Consider the following 19,413-nt stretch of genomic DNA (forward strand, 5'->3'; position numbering starts at 1 on the left):
CCTCAATCCGTACTCATCAGCGCGTGCGCGTGGCTCGCTATCGCTTCGAATGTGGGGTGGTCGTAGACGACCGTGGGGGGCAGGTCGACTCCGGTCGCCTGGGTCACCTTGTTGCGCAGGTCGACCGCCATGAGGGAGGTGAATCCCAGGTCGAGCAGCGGTGTTCCGAGCGGGACGGTGTCGGGCGAGTCGGCGCCCATGACCTCCGCGGCGGCTTCCACGACGCAGGTGAGGATCAGCGCGTGCCGGTCGGCGGGCGCCGCCGCCGCGAGGCGCGCGGCCCATGTCTCGTCGCCGTCCGGGTCCTGGTCGGTCGTGGGGGCCTGGGGTGCGGGGCCGTGCGCGGTTCGGGGCGTGGCCGGGGTGACCTCGTCGAGCCAGTAGCGGCGGCGCTGGAAGGGGTAGGTCGGCAGTTCGGCGCGGGCGGCCGTCTGGCCGTCGTGCTGCGCGGCCCAGTCGACGGCCGCGCCGCGCACGTGGAGGCGTGCGAGCGCTGCCAGGAACGCCTCGGGTTCCCTCTGGTCGCGGCGGGACAGGGCGACGGCGTCGCCGGGCGCGCCGTCGAGGCATTCGGCGACCATCGGCGTCAGGACGCTGTCGGGGCCGGCTTCGACGAAGGTGGTGACGCCGTGGGCGGTGAGCCGGCGGACGCCGGTGGCGAAGCGGACGGGTTCGCGGACGTGGCGTACCCAGTATTCGGGGGTGAGGAGCGCTTCGGGGGACGTCTCGCCGGTGAGGTGGGAGATGATGGGCAGTTGCGGCCGGTGGTAGGTCAGTTCTTTGGCGACGCGGTGGAAGTCGTCGAGCATGGCGTCCATGTGCGGTGAGTGGAAGGCGTGGCTGACCTGGAGCCGTTTGGTCCGCCTGCCGTGTTCGCGCCAGTGGGTGTCCAGTTCCTGTACGGCGGCGGTGTCGCCGGAGACGACGACGGAGGCGGGGCCGTTCTCGGCGGCCAGCGCGATCTCGTGTTCGCGGCCGGCCAGCAGGGGTTGCAGTTCGGCTGCGGTGGCCTGCACGGCGAGCATGGCGCCGCCTTCGGGCAGGGCCTGCATGAGCCGTCCTCTGGCGGCGACCAGCCGGGCGGCGTCCGGCAGTGTCCAGACGCCCGCGACGTGCGCGGCGGTGAGTTCGCCGATGGAGTGTCCGGCGACGAAGCCGGGGGTGACGCCGAAGCGTTCGAGGAGGCGGTACAGGGCGACTTCGACGGCGAAGACGCCGGCCTGGGTGTAGGCGGTGCGGTTGATCAGGTCCTGGGGTTGCGCGGTGCCGAACAGGACGTCGTGCAGGGGTAGTTCGAAGTGGGGGTCCAGTGCGGCGCAGGCCGTGTCGAGGGCGTCGGCGAAGGCGGGGAAGCGCTGGTACAGGTCGCGGCCCATGCCGGGGCGTTGCGATCCCTGTCCGGAGAAGAGCACCGCGCAGGGGGATTTGGCGGCTGGGTCGGGGGCGCCGCGCACGGTGTGCGGGGCGCCGGTGCCGCGGGCGAGTTTGTCCAGGCCCTGGAGCAGGGCGTCGCGGCCGGGTGCGACGAGTACGGCCCGGTGGTCGAAGAGGGTGCGGCTGGTGACGAGGGCGTGGGCGACGTCGCCGGTCGCAAGGCCGGGGCGGGCCGTGAGGTGTGCGCCGAGCCGTGCCGCTTGTGTGCGCAGGGCCTTGGGGGTGTGTGCGGACAGGGGGACGGCGAAGGCCGTCGCGGGGGTCGCCGTGCCGGGCGCCGTCGTCTCGGGGGCTGTCGCCTGGGGGGGTGTCGCCTGGGGGGCTTCTTCGACGATGACGTGTGCGTTGGTGCCGCTGATGCCGAACGAGGAGACGCCCGCGCGTCGGGGGCGGTCGGTGCGCGGCCAGTCGACGGGTTCCTGCAGCAGCCTCACGGGGGTGGCCGTCCAGTCGATGTGCGGTGTCGGCCGTTCGGCGTGCAGGGTCTTGGGCAGGACGCCGTGGCGCAGTGCCAGCACCATCTTGATGACGCCGCCGATGCCGGCGGCGGCCTGGCTGTGGCCGATGTTGGATTTCAGCGAGCCCAGGTACAGGGGCCGTTGGGGGTCGCGTCCGGTTCCGTAGACGCTTTGGATGGCGTGGCCTTCGATGGGGTCGCCGAGGGTGGTGGCGGTGCCGTGGGCCTCCACGGCGTCGATGTCGTGGGGTGTGAGGCGGGCGTCGGCGAGCGCGTCGCGGATGACGCGTTCCTGGGAGGGTCCGTGGGGGGCGGTGAGGCCGTTGCTGGCGCCGTCCTGGTTGACGGCGCTGCCCCGCAGGACGGCCAGGACGGGTCGTCCGGCGCGGACCGCGTCGCTGAGGCGTTCCAGGTAGAGCATGCCGACGCCCTCGGCCCAGCCGGTGCCGTCGGCGTCGGCGGAGAAGGAGCGGCAGCGGCCGTCGGCGCTGAGGCCGCGTTGGCGGGCGAACTCGGTGAAGACGGTGGGGGTGGCCATCACGGTGACGCCGCCGGCGAGGGCGGCGGTGCATTCGCCGCGGCGCAGCGCCTGGCAGGCCAGGTGGAGGGCGACCAGCGACGACGAGCAGGCGGTGTCGACGGTGAGGGCGGGGCCCTGCAGGCCCAGGGAGTACGAGATGCGTCCGGAGGCGACGCTGGCCGCGCTGCCGCTGCCGATGTAGCCCTCGTAGCCGTCGGGGACGGGGCGCAGGCGTGCGCCGTAGTCGTTGTACATGACGCCGACGAAGACGCCGGTGCGGCTGCCGTGCAGGGTGCGCGGGTCGAGGCCGGCGCGTTCCACGGCTTCCCAGCTGTGCTCCAGCAGGAGCCGTTGCTGGGGGTCGATGGTGAGGGCTTCTTTGGGGGTGATGCCGAACAGGGGGGCGTCGAAGGAGGCTGCGTCGGGCAGGAATGCGCCGTTGCGGGTGTAGCAGGTGCCCGGGGTGTCGGGGTGGGGGTGGTAGAGCGCGTCGAGGTCCCAGCCGCGGTCGGTGGGGAAGTCTCCGACGGCGTCGGCGCCGGTGTCGAGGAGGCGCCACAGGTCGTCGGGGGAGGCGACCGCGCCGGGGTAGGCGCAGCCGATGCCGACGACGGCGATCGGTTCGTGCGCGGCGTCGTCGAGTTCCTGGACGCGGCGGCGTGCCTCGCGCAGGTCGACGGTCATCCGCTTGAGGTAGTCGAGGAGTTTGGCCTCGTCGCCGGTGGGTGCGGCCGTCGTCACGGGGTCGGTTCCTCTCCGCGGGCCCGGCGCACGCGTGCGGCCAGGCGGGCCGGGGTGGGGTCCGCGTACAGGTCGGTCATGGCGAGGGGGGTGGCGAGGCTGTCCTCGACGCGTTGGACGAGTTGGGCGCCGAGCAGGGAGTGGCCGCCGTGGGCGAAGAAGTTGGCGTCGGCGTCGACGTCCGTGCGTTGCAGCAGTTCCCGCCACAGGGCGACGAGTTCGGCGACGAGGGTGTCGCCGCCGTACGGGTCGGCGCCGGCGGTTTCGGCGCGCCGGGTGCGGTGTTGGCGGGCGAGGCGTTCGAGGGCGAGGTAGTCGGTCTTGTGGCTGACGGTGGAGGGGAAGGAGTCGACGACGACGAACTCCTGTGGGACGCAGGAGCCGGGCAGGGTGGCCCGGGCGTGCTCCCAGAGTCGGTCGGCGACGGTGTCGGGGGCGGCGGCGGTCTGCACGAAGGCGACCAGGAGGGGTCCGGCGCCGGCTTCGTCGACGACGACGGCGGCGCCCTGGACGTCGGGGTGTTCGAGGAGGACGGCTTCGACCTCGCCGAGTTCGATGCGGTTGCCGCGCAGTTTCACCTGGCGGTCGATGCGGCCGTGCAGGGCGACGGTGCCGTCGGGCCGCCAGCAGGCGAGGTCGCCGGTGCGGTAGAACAGGCCGAGTTTGAGGTGGCTGCCGAAGCGGTCCATGGTCAGTTCGGGCCGGTTGTGGTAGCCGAGGGCGACGCCGCTGCCGGCGATGCAGAGTTCGCCGCGTACGCCCAGGGGCAGTTCGCGGCCTTCGGTGTCGGTGATGAACAGGTGGGTGTTGGCCATGGGGGCGCCGATGTCGACGGTCGCGGCGCCGGGCGGGATGTCGCCGCAGGTCGAGTAGATCGTCGTCTCGGTCGGCCCGTACATGTTGATCAGGCGGCAGCCGGTGGCGGTGATCCTGCGGGCCAGTGCGGGCGGCATGGGTTCGCCGCCGGTGATGGCGCGCAGGGGGGCGAGGAGGTCGCCGGCTTCGTCGGCGATGAGGTTCCAGGTGGTGGGGGTGGCCTGGATGATGCCGACGCGGTGGCGTCGCAGGACGTCGAGCAGGACGCGGCCGTCTCGGCGGGCGGCGTCGGGCGCCACGGCGACGCGGGCGCCCGCGATGAGCGGCACGAACAGTTCCAGGGCGGAGATGTCGAAGGTGAAGGTGGTCAGCCAGAGCATGACGTCGTCGGCGGTGGGGGCGATCTCCCGCTCGAAGTGGGCGATGGCGTTGGCCAGTCCGCGGTGGGTGAGGATGGTGCCCTTGGGCTTGCCGGTCGATCCGGAGGTGTAGATCAGGTAGGCGGTGTCGCCGGGGGCGGGGGCGGTGGCGAGGTCGTCGTCGCGGGGAATCGAGCTGTCGTGGGGTCCGGCGAGGGCCGCCATGGGGTGGACGCGGACGCTGTCGTCGGCGGCGTGGGCGGTGTCGAAGTCGGGGGCGGCGAGGACGGTGCGGGTGCCGGAGTCCTGGAGGAGGTAGGCGGTGCGCTGGGCGGGGTGGTCGGGGTCGAGCGGCAGGTAGGCGGCGCCGGCGAGCCAGGTGCCCAGGACGGCCGCGGCCAGTTCGGGGCTGCGGCGTCCGCCGAGGGCCACGATGTCGCCGGGCCGGGTGCCGGCCGTTCGCAGCACGTCGCGGTCGGCGAGGGCGGTGTGCCACAACTGGCTGTAGGTGACGGTGCGTTCGCCGTCCTCGAAGGCGACGGCGTGCGGGGTGCGGCGGGCGGCTTCGGCGATTGCCTCGACGACGGTGGCGGGCACGACCTCGGTGGAGGTGTCGTTGGCGGCGTCGATGACGGCGTGGTCGCGTGCGCCGAAGAGGGACAGTTCCCCCATGGGCCGGTCGGGGTTGTCGCCGACGGCGACGAGGAGGGCGTCGAAGCGCTCCAGGAGGAGTTCGGTGTCGGTGCGGCTGAGGATCTCGGTGTAGTGGACGCCGCGGATGGTGAGCTGTTCGGGTGAGGAGAGGAAGAAGAACTCCAGGTCGAACTTGCTGTACCCGTTCTCGACGAGGAGGCGGCGGGCGGTGGCGCCGTCGAGTTCGAAGGTCGTCGGCCCCACGTTCGGGACGTAGTTGAACAGGTGCCGGAAGAGGGTGTTGCGCCAGGTGCTGCCGGTGTGCTGGATTTCGGGGAGGAGGACGTCCACGGGTACGTCGGCGTGGCTGATGGCGCCGAAGAACGCTTCGCGGGCCTGGCCGGCGAGGTCCCGGAACCCGGCGTCGAGGTCGACGCGGGCCCGCAGCGGGAGGGTGTTGACGTGGTAGCCGACGGCGTCGGCGGCGGTGGCGGGGCGCACGTTGGCGGGTGATCCGACGACGAGGTCGGGGCCGGCGCCGTGGCGGGCGAGCAGCAGGTAGTAGGCGGCCAGCAGGATGACCGCCTCCGGGGCGCGCAGTTCTTTCTGGAGGCGGCCCACCGCGTCCCGGGCGGCGTCGGAGAGCGTGTGCAGGACGCAGCCGCCGGTGAGGGTCGGGTCGGGGCGGTCGTCCGTGCCGCAGTTCAGGCCGAGCGCGGTGGGGTCGAAGTCGCGCAGGTGGTGGCGCCAGTAGGCGAGGCTCTGCGGGGTGCAGGGCGAGGAGTTGAGGGCGGGCCGGGGCTGCCCCAGGTCGTCGGGTACGGCGAGGCCGGCGGCGACGGCCTCGTAGACGCGGGTGAACTCGCTCAGGAGGATCTCGGCGGACACGGTGTCGAAGACGATGTGGTGGACGACGAGGCAGAAGACGTCGCCGTCGGGGCCCTGGAAGTGGCCGGCCCGCACCAGGGGCCGGCCGTCGAAGGCGAAGGGGCGGGCGACGAGCTGGGCGACGGCGGCTTCGGCGCCGCCGTCACCGGTGGGCCGGGTGTCGACGGGGACGGCGAACCGGCCGGCGGCGACGGTCTGCTTGACCAGGGCGCCGTCGGCGTCGTGGAACACGGTGCGCAGGCTCTCGTGCCGGGCGAGCAGGGCGTCGAGGGTCTGCTGGAGTTCCCACTCCCCCAGTGGCTCGTCGGTGGAGAACACCACGGACAGGTTGTTGACGGCTCCGGACGGGACGAGCTTCTCCAGCAGCCACAGCGCCTGCTCCTTGCGGGTGGCCGCGGTCAGGGCGGCACGGGCCGGGCCGTTCGCTTGCGTACGCGTGGTGGTGGTCATGTCCGGATTCCTTCTGTGACCTGGAACAGGGAGGGGGCGCGGGTGGCCGTTGCGGGCGCTGCGGCGGGGGTCAGGCGGCGAGGAGCCGGGAGACCGTCCGGGCGATCTCGGGCGTCGAGAGGATCTCCACGTGCGGCACCGTGAAGAAGATCTCCTCGGCCACGAGGTCGTCGCCGTGGTCGGGGTTGAGCATGCGGAAGCCGTTGAGGCCGCTGGTGGGTGTGGCGGAGGTGATGGCGGTGCACTTCTTCCAGACGGCGGTCGGGTCGATCTGCTCGGCGGTGGACAGGTAGCTGAGGAAGCCGCCGGCCGTCTCGACCATCTCGGCGCGGCGCCGCTCGTCCAGGCCGAGCTTGGCGCAGGCCTTCTGGGCGATGCCGTGGTAGAGGAGCAGCAGCCGGCGGGCCAGGTCGGTGAGGCTGGTGCACTCCTCCTGGGCGCGCTGGGCGGCGTCCTGGACGGGGCCGACCTCGGCCGCGCCGAGGGTCGACTCCATCTGGCCGACGGCCTTGTGGAACTGCCAGTACATGGGTGCGGCGGCGGCCCGCTCCGGGTCGAAGAGGACGGTTTGCGGGAAGTGGCCCTGGAGCCGCTCGATCTCCTCGGCCAGGGCGGCGGCGTAGGTGCCGCCCGCGCAGAACGCGAGGATCGCCCTGACGTGTTTGCCGCTGGTGGCGACCTCGTCGACCCACTGCTTGATGTAGGCGTCGGCGGGCAGGTCGGGGCGGGAGGCGACGGCCTGCGGCAGCGTCTCCCACACGGTGTGGCCCGGCTCGAGCAGCGGCACGAAGTCGCTGAAGCGGGCCTCGCCGCGGCCGGTGGCGTCGAAGTCGACGGCGAGGACGACCTCGTCGGCGGCGCCGCTGCTGAGCTGCTTCCATGTGGTGAGCGTGTTCATGGGATCTTCCGTTCTGTCGGTGTGTTCGGTTCCTGCCGGTGTCTTCGGTTCCTGCCGGTGCCGGAGGGGTCGGGGTGGGGCGGCCCGCGGTCAGCGCGACAGCCCGCCGAACTCCTGGTCGATCAGTTCGAAGAGGTCGGCGGCGGAGGCGGACTCGATGCGGCCGGCGCCTTCGGCGGTGTCGTCAGGGCCGCCGTCGCGGGCCGGCGCCGACCACAGGGCGAGCAGGTTCGCCATCCGGTCGGCGACGGCGCGGCGCAGGTCCTCGTCGTCGGCGGGGCTCGCCAGGGCGGCCTCGAGGCGGTCGAGTTCGGCGAGCACGGGCGGCTGCGCGGCGGCCGGTTCGAGCTTGCGGAGCAGATGCCGGGCGAGGGCGTTGGGGGTGGGGTGGTCGAAGGCGAGGGTGACGGGCAGCGCGAGGCCGGTGAGCGCGCAGAGCCGTTTGCGTAGTTCGCCTCCGGTGAGGGAGTCGAATCCCGCGGTCTTGAAGGCGAGGTCGTCGTCGACGCGGGAGGCGTCGTCGTGTCCCAGGACGGCGGCGACGGTGGTGCGGATCAGGTCGAGGACGGCCTTCTCCTGCTGGGGCCGTTCCAGGCCGGCGAGGCGCCGGGCCAGTTCCGTGGCGTCGGCCGCGGGTGGGGCGGCGCGGCGTGCGGTGTGCGGCGCCAGGCCGCGCAGCCGGTGGGCGAGGGTGCCGTCGGCGGCGCGGGCGTGCAGCGCCGCCGGGTCGAAGCGGGCGGCGACCAGCAGGGGTTCGTCGGTGGCGAGCGCGGCGTCGAGGAGCGCGAGCCCGTCGGCGGCGGACAGCGGCAGCAGGCCGCCGTGGGCGGCGCGGGCCAGGGCCGCCGCGTCGAGGCGGGTGGCGAGGCCGGCGCCCGCCCTCTCCTGGCTGTCGCCCCACAGGCCCCAGGCGAGGGAGGTGGCGGGCAGGCCCTGGGCGTGGCGGTGGTGGGCGAGGGCGTCGAGGAAGGTGTTGGCGGCGGCGTAGTTGGCCTGTCCCGCGTTGCCCGCCTGTCCGGCGAGGGAGGAGAACAGGACGAACGCGGCCAGGTCCTGGTGTGCGGTCAGCTCGTGCAGGTACCAGGCGCCGTCGGCCTTGGGGCGCCACACCGTGTCGAAGCGCTCGCGGTCGAGGGAGGTGATGATGCCGTCGTCGAGGACGCCCGCGGCGTGCACGACGGCGGTCAGCGGGTGTCGGGCGGGCACGCCGTCGACCAGCCGGGCGAGGGCGTCGCGGTCGCTGGTGTCGCAGGCGGTGACGGTGACCGTGGCTCCCAGGCCGGTGAGTTCGGCGGTGAGGTCGGCGGCGCCGGGGGCGTCGGGGCCGCGGCGGCCGGTGAGCAGCAGGCGCCGGACGCCGTGGTGGGTGACCAGGTGCCGGGCGACCAGCGCGCCGAGGGCGCCGGTGCCGCCGGTGATCAGGACGGTGCCGTCCGGGTCGAGGCCGGCGGCCCGTGTGCGCGGCCCGGCGGGGCGGGCGTGCAGCCGCGGCACGTGTGCGGTGCCCCGCCGCAGGAGCAGCTCGGGCTCGCCGGCGGCGAGGGCGGCGGGCAGGGCTCGCAGCGAGGCGGTGTCGTCGTCGGTGTCGAGGACGGCCGTGCGCCCGGGGTGCTCGGAGCCGGCGGCCCGCAGCAGCCCCCACAGCGGCGCCGCGGCGAGGTCCGCCGGGTGCGGGTCGCGGCCGGGCGCGGGTTCCGCGCCGTGCGCGAGGACGGCCAGGGCGCTGTCCGCGAGGAGTTCGTCGGCCAGCAGATCCTGGACGAGGGTGAGGGTCCGGTAGGTCTCGGCGGCTGCCCGGGTCGGGTCGCTCACGCCGTGCGGGCTCGTCAGGACGGTGCGCGGAGCGGGCCGTCCCGCGGCCACCGATGCGCTGAGCGCCGCGATGTCGGGGTAGGGCTCGTCGCACAGCCCCAGGGCGGCGGCGAGGCCTTCCGGGTCGTCGCCGACCCAGACGGTGGTGAGGGGGAATTCGCCGTCGGGGGAAGGGAGTTGGAACTCGTTCCAGGTCAGGGTGTGCAGCGGGAGCCGGTCGGTGCGCAGCGCTGCGATCCTGGCCGGGTCGATCTCGCGGACGGTGAGGGTGTCGACGGCGCCCAGCGGGGTTCCGTCGGCGGCGGCCAGGACGAGACGCACGGTGTCCTCGCCGGTGGGCGTCAGCGCGACCCGCAGCCGCGTAGCGGCGGCGGCGGTGGCGGTGGGGGGCGGTAGGGACACGCCGTCCCAGGAGTAGGGGATGCGCAGGGCGAGGCCGCCGTCGGGGGCGGTGTCGAGCGCGGCGACGATCAGGGGGTGCAGGGCGGCGTCGAGGAGCGCCGGGTGCAGGGTGTGCCCCGCGGGGTCGGTTCCGGGCGCCAGCTCGACGTCCGCGCAGAGCCGTTCGCCGTCCTGCCAGAGAGCGGTCAGTCCCTGGAAGGCGGGCCCGTACAGGTAGCCGTGGGCGGCGAGCCGGTCGTAGACGGCTGTGAGGTCGACGGGTGTGGCGCCCGGCGGCGGCCAGGCGGCGAGGACGTCGACGGCGGAGGTGCCGGCGGTGAGTGTGGCGGCGGTGAGTGTGGCGGTCGCGTGCAGCGTCCATGGCGTGTCGCGGTCCGCGGGGGGCTCGGCGCCGGCCGGCTCGGGTCGTGTGTGGACGGTGAGTTCGCGGTGTCCGTCGGCGTCGGCCGGCCCGACGGTCGCCTGCAGGAGCACGGCGCCGTCGGGCGGGAGGGCGAGCGGGGCGTGCAGTACGAGGTCGTCGGCGCGGGCCGCGGCGACGGTGTGCGCGGCGTGCAGGGCGAGGTCGACGAACGCGGCGCCGGGCAGGAGCACGGTCCCGGCGACGGTGTGGTCGGCGAGCCAGGGGTGGTCGGCCAGGGACAGCCGTCCGGTGAACACCGTGCCGTCGGCGCCGGCGAGTTCCATCACCGCGCCGAGCAGGGGGTGTGCGGCGGCGGTGAGGCCCGCGGCGGAGACGTCGCCGGCCTGGGCGGCGGACTCGAGCCAGTAGCGGGTGCGTTGGAAGGCGTAGGTGGGCAGGCCGACCGGCGGCACTCCGGTCGTCGCGGCCGGGAGGAGGGGCGTCCAGTCGACGGGAACGCCGTGCGCCCACGCCTGCCCCAACGAACGGGCGAAGCGCTCCATCCCGCCCTCGTCACGCCGCAACGACCCCACCGCCACCGCCACATCCGCACCCAGCGCGTCGAACGTCTCCCCCAGCCCCACCGTCAGCACCGGATGCGCACTGCACTCCACGAACGCCGTGAACCCGTCCGCCAGCAACCGCCGCGCCGCACCCTCGAACTCCACCGTCCCCCGCAGATTCCGATACCAATACCCCCCGTCCAACGACGCGTCCGCCACCACCTCACCCGACACCGTCGAATACAACGGCACCACCGGAACCCGCGGCGCCACCGGCTCCAACACCCGCGCCAACTCCTCCTCCAACACCTCCACATGAGGCGAATGCGAGGCATAATCCACCGGCACCCGACGCCACCGCACCCCCTCCCCCTCCCACAACCCCGCCAACTCCTCCAACACCTCACACGAACCCGACACCACCGTCGACGACGGACCGTTCACCACCGCCACCGACACCCGACCCGGCCACCGCCCCACCACCGCACGCACCCGCTCCACCGGCAACGCCACCGACACCATCCCCCCACGCCCCGCCAACGCCACGATCGCCCGACTGCGCAACGCCACCACCCGCGCACCGTCCCCCAGCGACAACGCACCCGCCACCACCGCCGCCGCGATCTCCCCCTGCGAATGCCCCACCACCGCATCCGGCGCCACCCCGAACGAACGCCACAACTCAGCCAGCGACACCATCACCGCCCACAACGCCGGCTGCACCACATCCACCCGCTCCAACAGAGCGCCGTCGCCCTCCCCCAGCAGCACCTGAAGCAGATCCCACTCCACGAACTCGGACAACGCCCGCGCACACTCCTCCAACCGGGCCCGGAACACCGGCGCCTGCGCATACAACCCCGCCGCCATCCCCAACCACTGCGACCCCTGCCCCGGAAACACGAACACCGTCCGACCCGAGGCGGCTTCACCGGTGACGGCCGGGGCGGGGACGTCGCCTGCGGCGAGGCCGCACAGTGCGCTCGCGAGTTCCTCGCGCTCGCTCGCGACCACCACGGCGCGGTGCGCGAACGCGGCACGGGTGGTGATCAGCGACGAGCCGATCGCGGCGATGTCCACGTCGGGGCGATCGGCGGTGAACCCGGCGAGGCGGGCGGCCTGTTCACGCAGCGCGGCGGGGGTCTTGGCCGACAGCACCCACGGCACCACAGCCGCAGCCGCCTGCGCAGCGGCCGCATCCTCGGCGGCAGCGGACTCGGCCGCGGACGCGGGTCCTGTCGCGTCCGTCGCCTCGGGCGTCCCCTGCCCGGGCGCCTGTTCCAGGATCAGGTGCGCGTTCGTGCCGGAGAACCCGAAGGAGGAGACGGCCGCGCGGCGCGGGCGGCCCGTGCTGGGCCAGGGCCGTTCCTCGGTCAGCAGCTCGACGGCTCCGCCGTCCCAGTCGACGTGTTCGGTCGGGCGCCCGACGTGGAGGGTGCGCGGCAGCGTCTCGTGCCCCATCGCCAGCACCATCTTGATGACGGCGGCGACGCCGGCGGCGGCCAGGGTGTGGCCGATGTTCGACTTCAGCGAGCCCAGCCACAGCGGCTGTTCGGGGGTGTGCTCCTGCCCGTAGGTGGCCAGCAGGGCCTGTGCCTCGATGGGGTCGCCGAGCCTGGTGCCCGTGCCGTGCGCGTCGACGGCGTCCACGTCGGCGGCGGTCAGACCCGCGTTCGCCAGCGCCTGGCGGATCACGCGTTCCTGCGAGGGCCCGTTGGGGGCGGTCAGGCCGTTGCTGGCGCCGTCCTGGTTGACGGCGCTGCCGCGGATGACGGCCAGGACGGGGTGGCCGTTGCGGCGGGCGTCGGACAGCCGCTCCAGGAGCACCAGGCCGACGCCCTCGCCCCAGCCGGTGCCGTCCGCGTCCTGTGAGAACGCCTTGCAGCGGCCGTCGGCGGACAGGGCGCGCTGGCGGCTGAACTCGACGAAGTTCACCGGCCCGGCCATGACGGTCGCGCCGCCGGCCAGGGCCAGTGCGCACTCGCCGTTGCGCAGCGCCTGCGCCGCCAGGTGCAGCGCGACCAGCGACGACGAGCAGGCCGTGTCGACGGTGAGCGCGGGGCCTTCCAGGCCCAGGGTGTAGGCGATGCGTCCGGAGGCGACGCTGGTCGTCGTGCCGGTGGAGACGTATCCCTCCAGCTCCTCGGGGAGCCGGCCGAGACGGGTGACGTAGTCGCCGGTGATGACGCCGGCGAAGACACCGGTGTCGCTGCCGCGGAGCGTGCCCGGGTCGATCCCGGCCCGCTCCAGCGCCTCCCACGACGTCTCCAGCAGCAGGCGCTGCTGGGGGTCCATGGCGAGGGCCTCGCGCGGGCTGATCGCGAAGAACTCCGCGTCGAAGCCGGCCGGGTCGCGCAGGAAGCCGCCCTGGCGGGTGTACGAGGTGCCGGTCGACTCCGGGTCGGGGTCGTAGAGGGCGTCGAGGTCCCAGCCCCGGTCGGCCGGGAAGTCGCCGATGGTGTCGACGCCGTCCTGCAGGAGCCGCCAGAGGTCCTCGGGCGAGGCCACGCCGCCCGGGAAACGGCAGGCCGTCGAGACGATGGCGATGGCGTCGTCGTCGGCTGGGGCCGGGGCCTGCCGTGTGGTGCGCACCGGGGCGGCGGGGCGGTTGCCGAGCAGGGCGTCGCGCAGATGCGTGGCGAGAGCGGCGGGGGTGGGGTGGTCGAAGACGAGGGTCGGCGAGAGCCGGCGGCCGGTCGCCGCGCCGAGCCGGTTGCGCAGTTCGACGGCGGACAGCGAGTCGAATCCGAGCGTCTTGAAGGTGCGGCCGGCTTCGAGGTCCCCGCCCGACCTGCCGAGCACCGCCGCCACCTCGTCGGTGACGAGGTCGAGCAGCAGCTGCTCCTGTTCGGCGCCGGGCAGGGCCGCCAGGCGGTCGGCGAGCGTGGCCGCGCCCGGACCGCCGGCGGCGCCCGCCGCGGCGCGGCGGCGTACCGGGGTGCGGACCAGGCCGCTCAGGATCGGCGCCAGCGTTCCGCGTCCGGCGCGCGCCCGCAGCGCGGCGGGGTTCATCGGCAGGACGGCGAGCATCGGCCGGGCGTGGCCGAGGGCGGCGTCGAAGGCGGCGAGGCCCTGCTCTGCGGTGAACGCGCAGGTGCCGGTCTCCGCGAGCCTGTCCCGTTCCGCTGCGCTCAACGCGGAGCCCATGCCGCCTGCCTGGTCCCACAGTCCCCAGGCGAGGGAGGTGGCGGGCAGGCCCTGGGTGTGGCGGTGGTGGGCGAGGGCGTCGAGGAAGGTGTTGGCGGCGGCGTAGTTGGCCTGTCCGGGGTTGCCGAGGAGGCCGGCGGCGGAGGAGTAGAGGACGAAGGCGGTGAGGTCGTGGTGGCGGGTGAGGCGGTGCAGGTGCCAGGCGGCGTCGGCTTTGGGCGCCAGGACGGTGTCGAGGCGGTGGGGGGTGAGGGTGTCGACGGTGCCGTCGTCGAGGAGGCCGGCGGTGTGGACGACGGCGGTGAGGGGGTGGCGGGGGTCGACGGTGTCGAGGAGGCGGGCGAGTGCGGCGGGGTCGCCGAGGTCGCAGGCGGTGAGGGTGACGGTGGCGCCGAGCCGGGTGAGGTCGTCGGTGAGCTGGGCGGCGCCGGGTGCGTCGCCTCCGGTGCGGCTGGTGAGGTTCAGGTGGCGGATGCGGTGGTGGGTGACGAGGTGGCGGGCCAGCAGGCCGCCGAGGGCGCCGGTGGCTCCGGTGATCAGGACGGTGCCCTCGACGTCCAGCGCACGCGGCACGGTGAGGGCGACCTTGCCGATGTGCCGCGCCTGGCTCAGGTGACGCAGGGCCGCGCGGGCGTCGCGGATGTCCCAGGCCGCCACCGGCAGGGGCCGCAGCACACCGCTGCCGAACAGCGCGGCCAGCTCCACCAGCATCGCCTGGATCCGGTCCGCACCCGCCTCCATCAGGTCGAACGCCCGGTAGGCCACGCCCGGATGCGTGGCGGCGACCTGCTCGGGGTCCCGCACGTCCGCCTTGCCCATCTCCAGGAAGCGGCCGCCGCGGGGCAGCAGGCGCAGGGAGGCGTCGACGAACTCCTTGGCGAGGCAGTCCAGGACGACGTCCACGCCGTGGCCGCCGGTGGCGGCGAGGAAGCCCTGCTCGAAGCCGGTGGTGCGGGAGTCGGCGAGGTGGGCGTCGTCCAGGCCCAGGCCGCGCAGCGCGTCCCACTTGCCCAGGCCGGCGGTGCCGTACACCTCGGCGCCCAGGTGCCGGGCTATCTGCAGGGCGGCCATGCCCACACCGCCGGCCGCCGAATGCACCAGCAGCCGCTCACCGCGCCGCAGCCCCGCCAGATCCACCAGAGCGTAGTACGCCGTGAGGAAGACGATCGGTGTCGCGGCGGCCTCGGTGAAGGACCATCCCTCGGGGATGCGGACCAGGGTGCGGTGGTCGGTGGCGGCGAGCGGCCCGGCGCCGTCGGAGAACAGGCCCATGACGCGGTCGCCGACGGCGACCGAGGTCACCCCGGGCCCCACCTCGACGACCACGCCCGCGCCCTCGCTGCCCATCGGGGCCTCGCCCGGGTAGCTGCCGAGCGCGATCAGCACGTCACGGAAGTTCATGCCCACCGCCCGCACGGCGACCCGCACCCGGCCCGCGGCGAGCGGCTCGACGGCCTGCGGTGCGGGGGTCAGCGCGACGTTTTCCAGGGTGCCCTTGCCGGTGCTGCCCAGCCGCCAGGCCGGCGCCGCGCGCGGCGGCGCGAGAAGGTCGTCGACGGTGTCCTTGACCAGCCGGTTCGCGTACACGGCGCCCTGTCGGACGGCCATCTGCGGCTCGCCCGAGTCCAGGGCGGTGCGCAGGACGCCGCGGGCGTCGTCCAGGTACGAGGAGAGGTCCGCGTCGCGGTCGAGGTCGAGGTCGAGCAGGACGAAGCAGCCCGGGTACTCGCTCTGCGCGGCGCGCACCAGGCCCCAGACGGCGGCGGCCGGCAGGTCGTGGACGCCCTCTCCGAAACCGGCCGCCACGGCGTCGCGCGTGACGACGACCAGCCGCGATGCGGCGAAACGGTCGTCGGCCGACCATCGCTGAACTGCGCGCAGCACGTGCGCGGTCGTCAGGTGCGCGGCCCGGGCCGGATCGACGGCTGCCGTCCCGGCCGTCGACGGGTCGGGGATCGACGGGTCGGGGATCGACGGGTCGGAGGTCGACGGACACGGCAGGAAGACGGTGTCGGGGACGCCGCCGTCGCTGTCCAGGAGGGCGTCCAGGCCGTCCGTGCCGTCGAGCACGGCCCATCGCCGGGCGGTGTCCGCCGCCGCGTCGCGCCCCGCGGTCGCCTGTCCCCCGGCATCGGCGTCGGCGTCGTCTCCGACGGCGATCCAGTCGAGCCGGTGCAGCACGTTCGGCTCGCCACCGGACACCGCCGCCTGCAGCTGCTGCGCCGACACCGGCCTGAGCGTCAACTCCCCGACGGTCAGGACGGGTTGTCCGGTGGGGTCGGTGGCGGTGATGCGGAGGGTGTCGGGGGTGGTTCGGGTGAGGTGGGCGTGGAGGGTGGTGGGGTGGGTGGCGTGGAGGGTGATGTCGTTCCAGGCGAAGGGGATGCGGATCCCGGCGTCGGCGTCGGTGTCTGTGCTGGTGTCGGTGCTGGTGTCGGTGTGTGTGTCGGTGTGGGGGGCGGTGGCGAGGAGGGCGTGGAGGGTGGCGTCGAGGAGTGCGGGGTGGAGGGGGTGGTCGTGGGGGGTGGTGTGCGGGGGGAGGGTGATGCGGGCGTAGTAGTCGTCTGCGTGGTGCCAGAGGTGGGTGAGGCCTTGGAAGGCGGGTCCGTAGGCGTAGCCCTGGGCGGTGAGGCGGGGGTAGAGGCCGGTGAGGTCGACGGGGGTGGCGTGGGCGGGGGGCCAGACAGCGGGCGCGGGTGCGGGTGCGGGTGCGGGTGTGGGGGTGAGGGTGCCGGTGGCGTGGCGGGTCCAGGGAGCGGGGTCGGTGTCCTCTACGCCCTCACCCGCCTCCGGACGGGACTGCACCGTGAAGGGGCGGCGTCCTCGCTCGTCCGCGGGGCCCGCGACGACCTGGATGTGCACCGCGTGCTCGGCGATGCGCAGAGGGGCTTCGATCGTGAGGTCCTCGACGCCCGCGCAGCCCGCGCGGTGGGCGGTGTGCAGGGCGAGGTCGAGGTAGGCGGTGCCGGGCAGGAGGGTGGTGCCGGCGATGGTGTGGTCGGCGAGCCAGGGCTGGTCGTGGGGGGTGAGGCGGCCGGTGAGGACGAGGTGCCCGGTGTCGGCGAGTTCGACGGCGGCGCCGAGCAGGGGGTGATCGGCGCGGTTCAGGCCGGCGCTCGTCACGTCCGTTCGCGGGACGGCGTGCAGCCAGAAGTCCTCGTGCTGGAAGGCGTAGGTGGGCAGGTCCGCGGCCACGGCGGTCACGGCGGAGGCGGCCGGCCTGGTGGGCCCGTCGGTCCCGGCGGTGGGTTCGCCGGACCCGTTGGTCTCTGCGGGCAGGAGGGGGGTGAGGTCGGCGCCGATGCCGTGGGCGTGCAGGGCGGCCAGCGCCCGCAGGGCGGTGCGGGCCTCGTCCTTGTCCCTGTGCAGGACGGCGACCCCGGTCGTGCCGGTGTCGGTGTCGAGGGTGTTCTTCACCAGGGCGGTCAGGACGGGGTCGGGGCCGAGTTCGAGGTAGGCGGTGATCCCGCGCGCGTGCAGGGCCTGGACGCCGTCGTGGAAACGGACCGCCGCCCGGATGTGCCCCGCCCAATACCCCGGATCCGTCAGCTCGCCCTCCACCGCTGGGGCGCCGCTGACGTTGGAGATCACCGCGAGCCGCGGCTCACGGAACACGATCCCGGCGACGGCCTCCTCGAACCGGGCGACCGCGGTGTCCATGTGCGGGGAATGGAAGGCGTGCGAGACCGCCAGACGCTTGACGCGCACCCCCTCCTGCCGGAAACGCTCCGCGAGCTCCCCGGCCGCGTCCGCGTCGCCGGAGACGACGACCGCCGAAGGCCCGTTGACCGCCGCCAGCGCCAGCCGCCCCCCGAACGACGCCACCACCGGCGCCACCTGCTCCGCGGGCGCGGCGACGGCGATCATCGCACCGCCCGCCCGGGCGGCCTGCATCAGCCGGCCCCGCACCGCCACCAGCCGGCACGCGTCCGCCAGCGAGAACACCCCCGCCGCATACGCCGCCGCAACCTCGCCCACCGAATGCCCGATCACCGCATCCGGGCGCACCCCCCACGACGACACCAGAGCGAACAACGCCGACTCCACCGCGAACAGGGCCGCCTGCGTGAACTGGGTTTCCTCCAACAACGCCGCCTCGGCGCTGCCCTCCTCCGCGAACACGACGTCCTTCAGGGACCGCCCCAGCTCTGCGTCCAGATGCACGCACGCCGCGTCGAAGGCCTGCGCGAACACCGGGAACGCCGCATACAACTCCCTGCCCATCCCGGCACGCTGGCTGCCCTGCCCGGAGAACATCACCGCCAGGCGGGGGCTCTCGGGCGCCGAGCCGGTCAGCGCGGCTTCGGGCTTGTGGCCGGCGGCCAGCTCCCGCAGAGCGGCCACGAGTTCGGCACGGTCGCTTCCCCATGCCACGGCCCGGTGCTCGAACACCGTCCGCGACGAGAGCAGCGCCCGGCCGACCCCGCCGACGTCGAGCGTGTCCCGTCGCTCGGCGAACTCTGCCAGCCGTGCGGCCTGCTCACGCAGCGCGGCAGGCGTCTTCGCGGACAGCGCCCACGGCACGAGGGCCGTCCCGGCGGGGGTGTCGGCGGGGCTGAGGGCATCAGCGTCGGCGGTGGGGGTGTCGGTGTCGGTGGGGGCTTGTTCGAGGATGACGTGGGCGTTGGTGCCGGAGATCCCGAACGAGGAGACCGCGGCCCGGCGCGGCCGGCCGGTCAGGGGCCAGGGGCGCTGCTCGGTGAGGAGGGCGACCGCGCCCTCGTTCCAGTCGACGTGGGAGGTGGGCGCGTCGACGTGCAGGGTCTGGGGCAGTATTCCGTGGCGCATCGCCATGACCATCTTGATGACGCTGCCGACGCCGGCGGCGGCCTGGGTGTGGCCGATGTTCGACTTCAGCGAGCCCAGCCACAGGGGTTGTTCGCTGTCGTGGGCCTGGCCGTAGGTGGCGAGGAGGGCCTGGGCCTCGATGGGGTCGCCGAGCTTGGTGCCGGTGCCGTGCGCCTCGACCGCGTCCACGTCGGAGGCGGCGACGCGGGCGTCGGCCAGGGCCTGGCGGATCACCCGCTGCTGGGACGGCCCGTTCGGCGCGGTCAGTCCGTTGGACGCGCCGTCCTGGTTGATCGCGCTGCCCCGGATCACGGCCCACACCGGATGCCCGTTGCGCCGCGCCTCGGACAGCCGCTCCAGCACCAGCCAGCCGACGCCTTCGGAGAATCCGGTGCCGTCCGCGCCGTCCGCGAAGGCCTTGCACCGGCCGTCGGCCGACAGCCCGCGCTGCCGGCTGAACTCCACGAAGATGCGCGGCGCGGCCATGAGCGTCACCCCGCCCGCGAGCGCCAGCGAGGTCTCGCCCCTGCGCAGGGACTGGGCCGCCATGTGCAGGGCGACGAGGGAGGCGGAGCAGGCGGTGTCCACGGAGACGGCGGGGCCTTCCAGGCCCAGGGTGTAGGCGATCCGGCCGGATGCGACGCTGGTCAGGACGCCGGAGCCGATGTAGCCCTCGACGTCGCCGGGGACCTGGCCGACCTCGGGGGCGTAGTCCTGGGGGATGGCGCCGACGAAGACGCCGGTGTCGCTGCCGCGCAACGTCTGCGGCACGATCCCGGCCCGCTCGAACGCCTCCCACGCCGTCTCCAGCAGCAGCCGCTGCTGCGGATCCATCGCGAGCGCCTCACGCGGACTGATCCCGAAGAACTCCGCGTCGAACCCCGCCGCGTCGTAGAGGAACCCGCCCTGACGCGTCGTCGACTTCCCCACCGCGTCGGGGTCCGGGTCGTACAGGTCCTCCACGTCCCAGCCCCGGCCCGCCGGGAACTCCCCGACCGCGTCGACGCCCCCCGCGACCACATCCCACAGACCCTCCGGCGAGACCACCCCGCCCGGAAAACGACAGGCCATCCCCACGACCGCCAACGGCTCGTGCGCCCGGTCCTCCACATCCGCCAGCTTTCGCCGCGTCTGCTGCAGGTCCGTGGTCACACGCTTGAGG

Annotated in this window: 4 protein-coding genes; all 4 read right to left on the minus strand. The window is 74.2% G+C overall.

Going from position 1 to position 19,413, the window contains the following annotated elements; translation table 11 throughout:
* Positions 1-2 precede the first annotated feature (2 nt).
* The 4 genes from OHS82_RS00330 to OHS82_RS00345 all read right to left on the minus strand — a co-directional run bounded on the left by OHS82_RS00330 (position 3) and on the right by OHS82_RS00345 (position 19,403).
* Positions 3-3,152: a type I polyketide synthase gene (locus tag OHS82_RS00330; protein ID WP_328432907.1), complete on the minus strand. Its 3,150-nt coding sequence runs from the start codon at positions 3,150-3,152 to the stop codon at positions 3-5.
* The gene (locus tag OHS82_RS00335) at positions 3,149-6,298 is read right to left on the minus strand and encodes a non-ribosomal peptide synthetase (RefSeq protein WP_328432908.1); all 3,150 of its coding nucleotides are present in this window, start codon (positions 6,296-6,298) and stop codon (positions 3,149-3,151) included. Before OHS82_RS00335 ends, OHS82_RS00330 begins: the two co-directional genes overlap by 4 nt.
* A gap of 70 nt (positions 6,299-6,368) precedes the next feature.
* Complete coding sequence (locus OHS82_RS00340; RefSeq protein WP_057581822.1) at positions 6,369-7,196, minus strand: hypothetical protein; 828 nt, start codon at positions 7,194-7,196, stop codon at positions 6,369-6,371.
* Positions 7,197-7,286: 90 nt separating this feature from the next.
* Positions 7,287-19,403, minus strand: coding sequence for an SDR family NAD(P)-dependent oxidoreductase (locus tag OHS82_RS00345; RefSeq protein ID WP_443061825.1), 12,117 nt, complete (start codon positions 19,401-19,403; stop codon positions 7,287-7,289).
* Positions 19,404-19,413: the final 10 nt, after the last annotated feature.

Origin of the sequence: Streptomyces sp. NBC_00425 (genome assembly GCF_036030735.1) — a bacterium.
In the GTDB taxonomy this organism is placed as follows: domain Bacteria; phylum Actinomycetota; class Actinomycetes; order Streptomycetales; family Streptomycetaceae; genus Streptomyces.

Excerpts from the sequence above, each read along its gene's own strand:
- OHS82_RS00340 (WP_057581822.1), bottom strand. The coding sequence starts at position 7,196 with ATGAACACGCTCACCACATGGAAGCAGCTCAGCAGCGGCGCCGCCGAC.
- OHS82_RS00335 (WP_328432908.1), bottom strand. The coding sequence starts at position 6,298 with ATGACCACCACCACGCGTACGCAAGCGAACGGCCCGGCCCGTGCCGCC.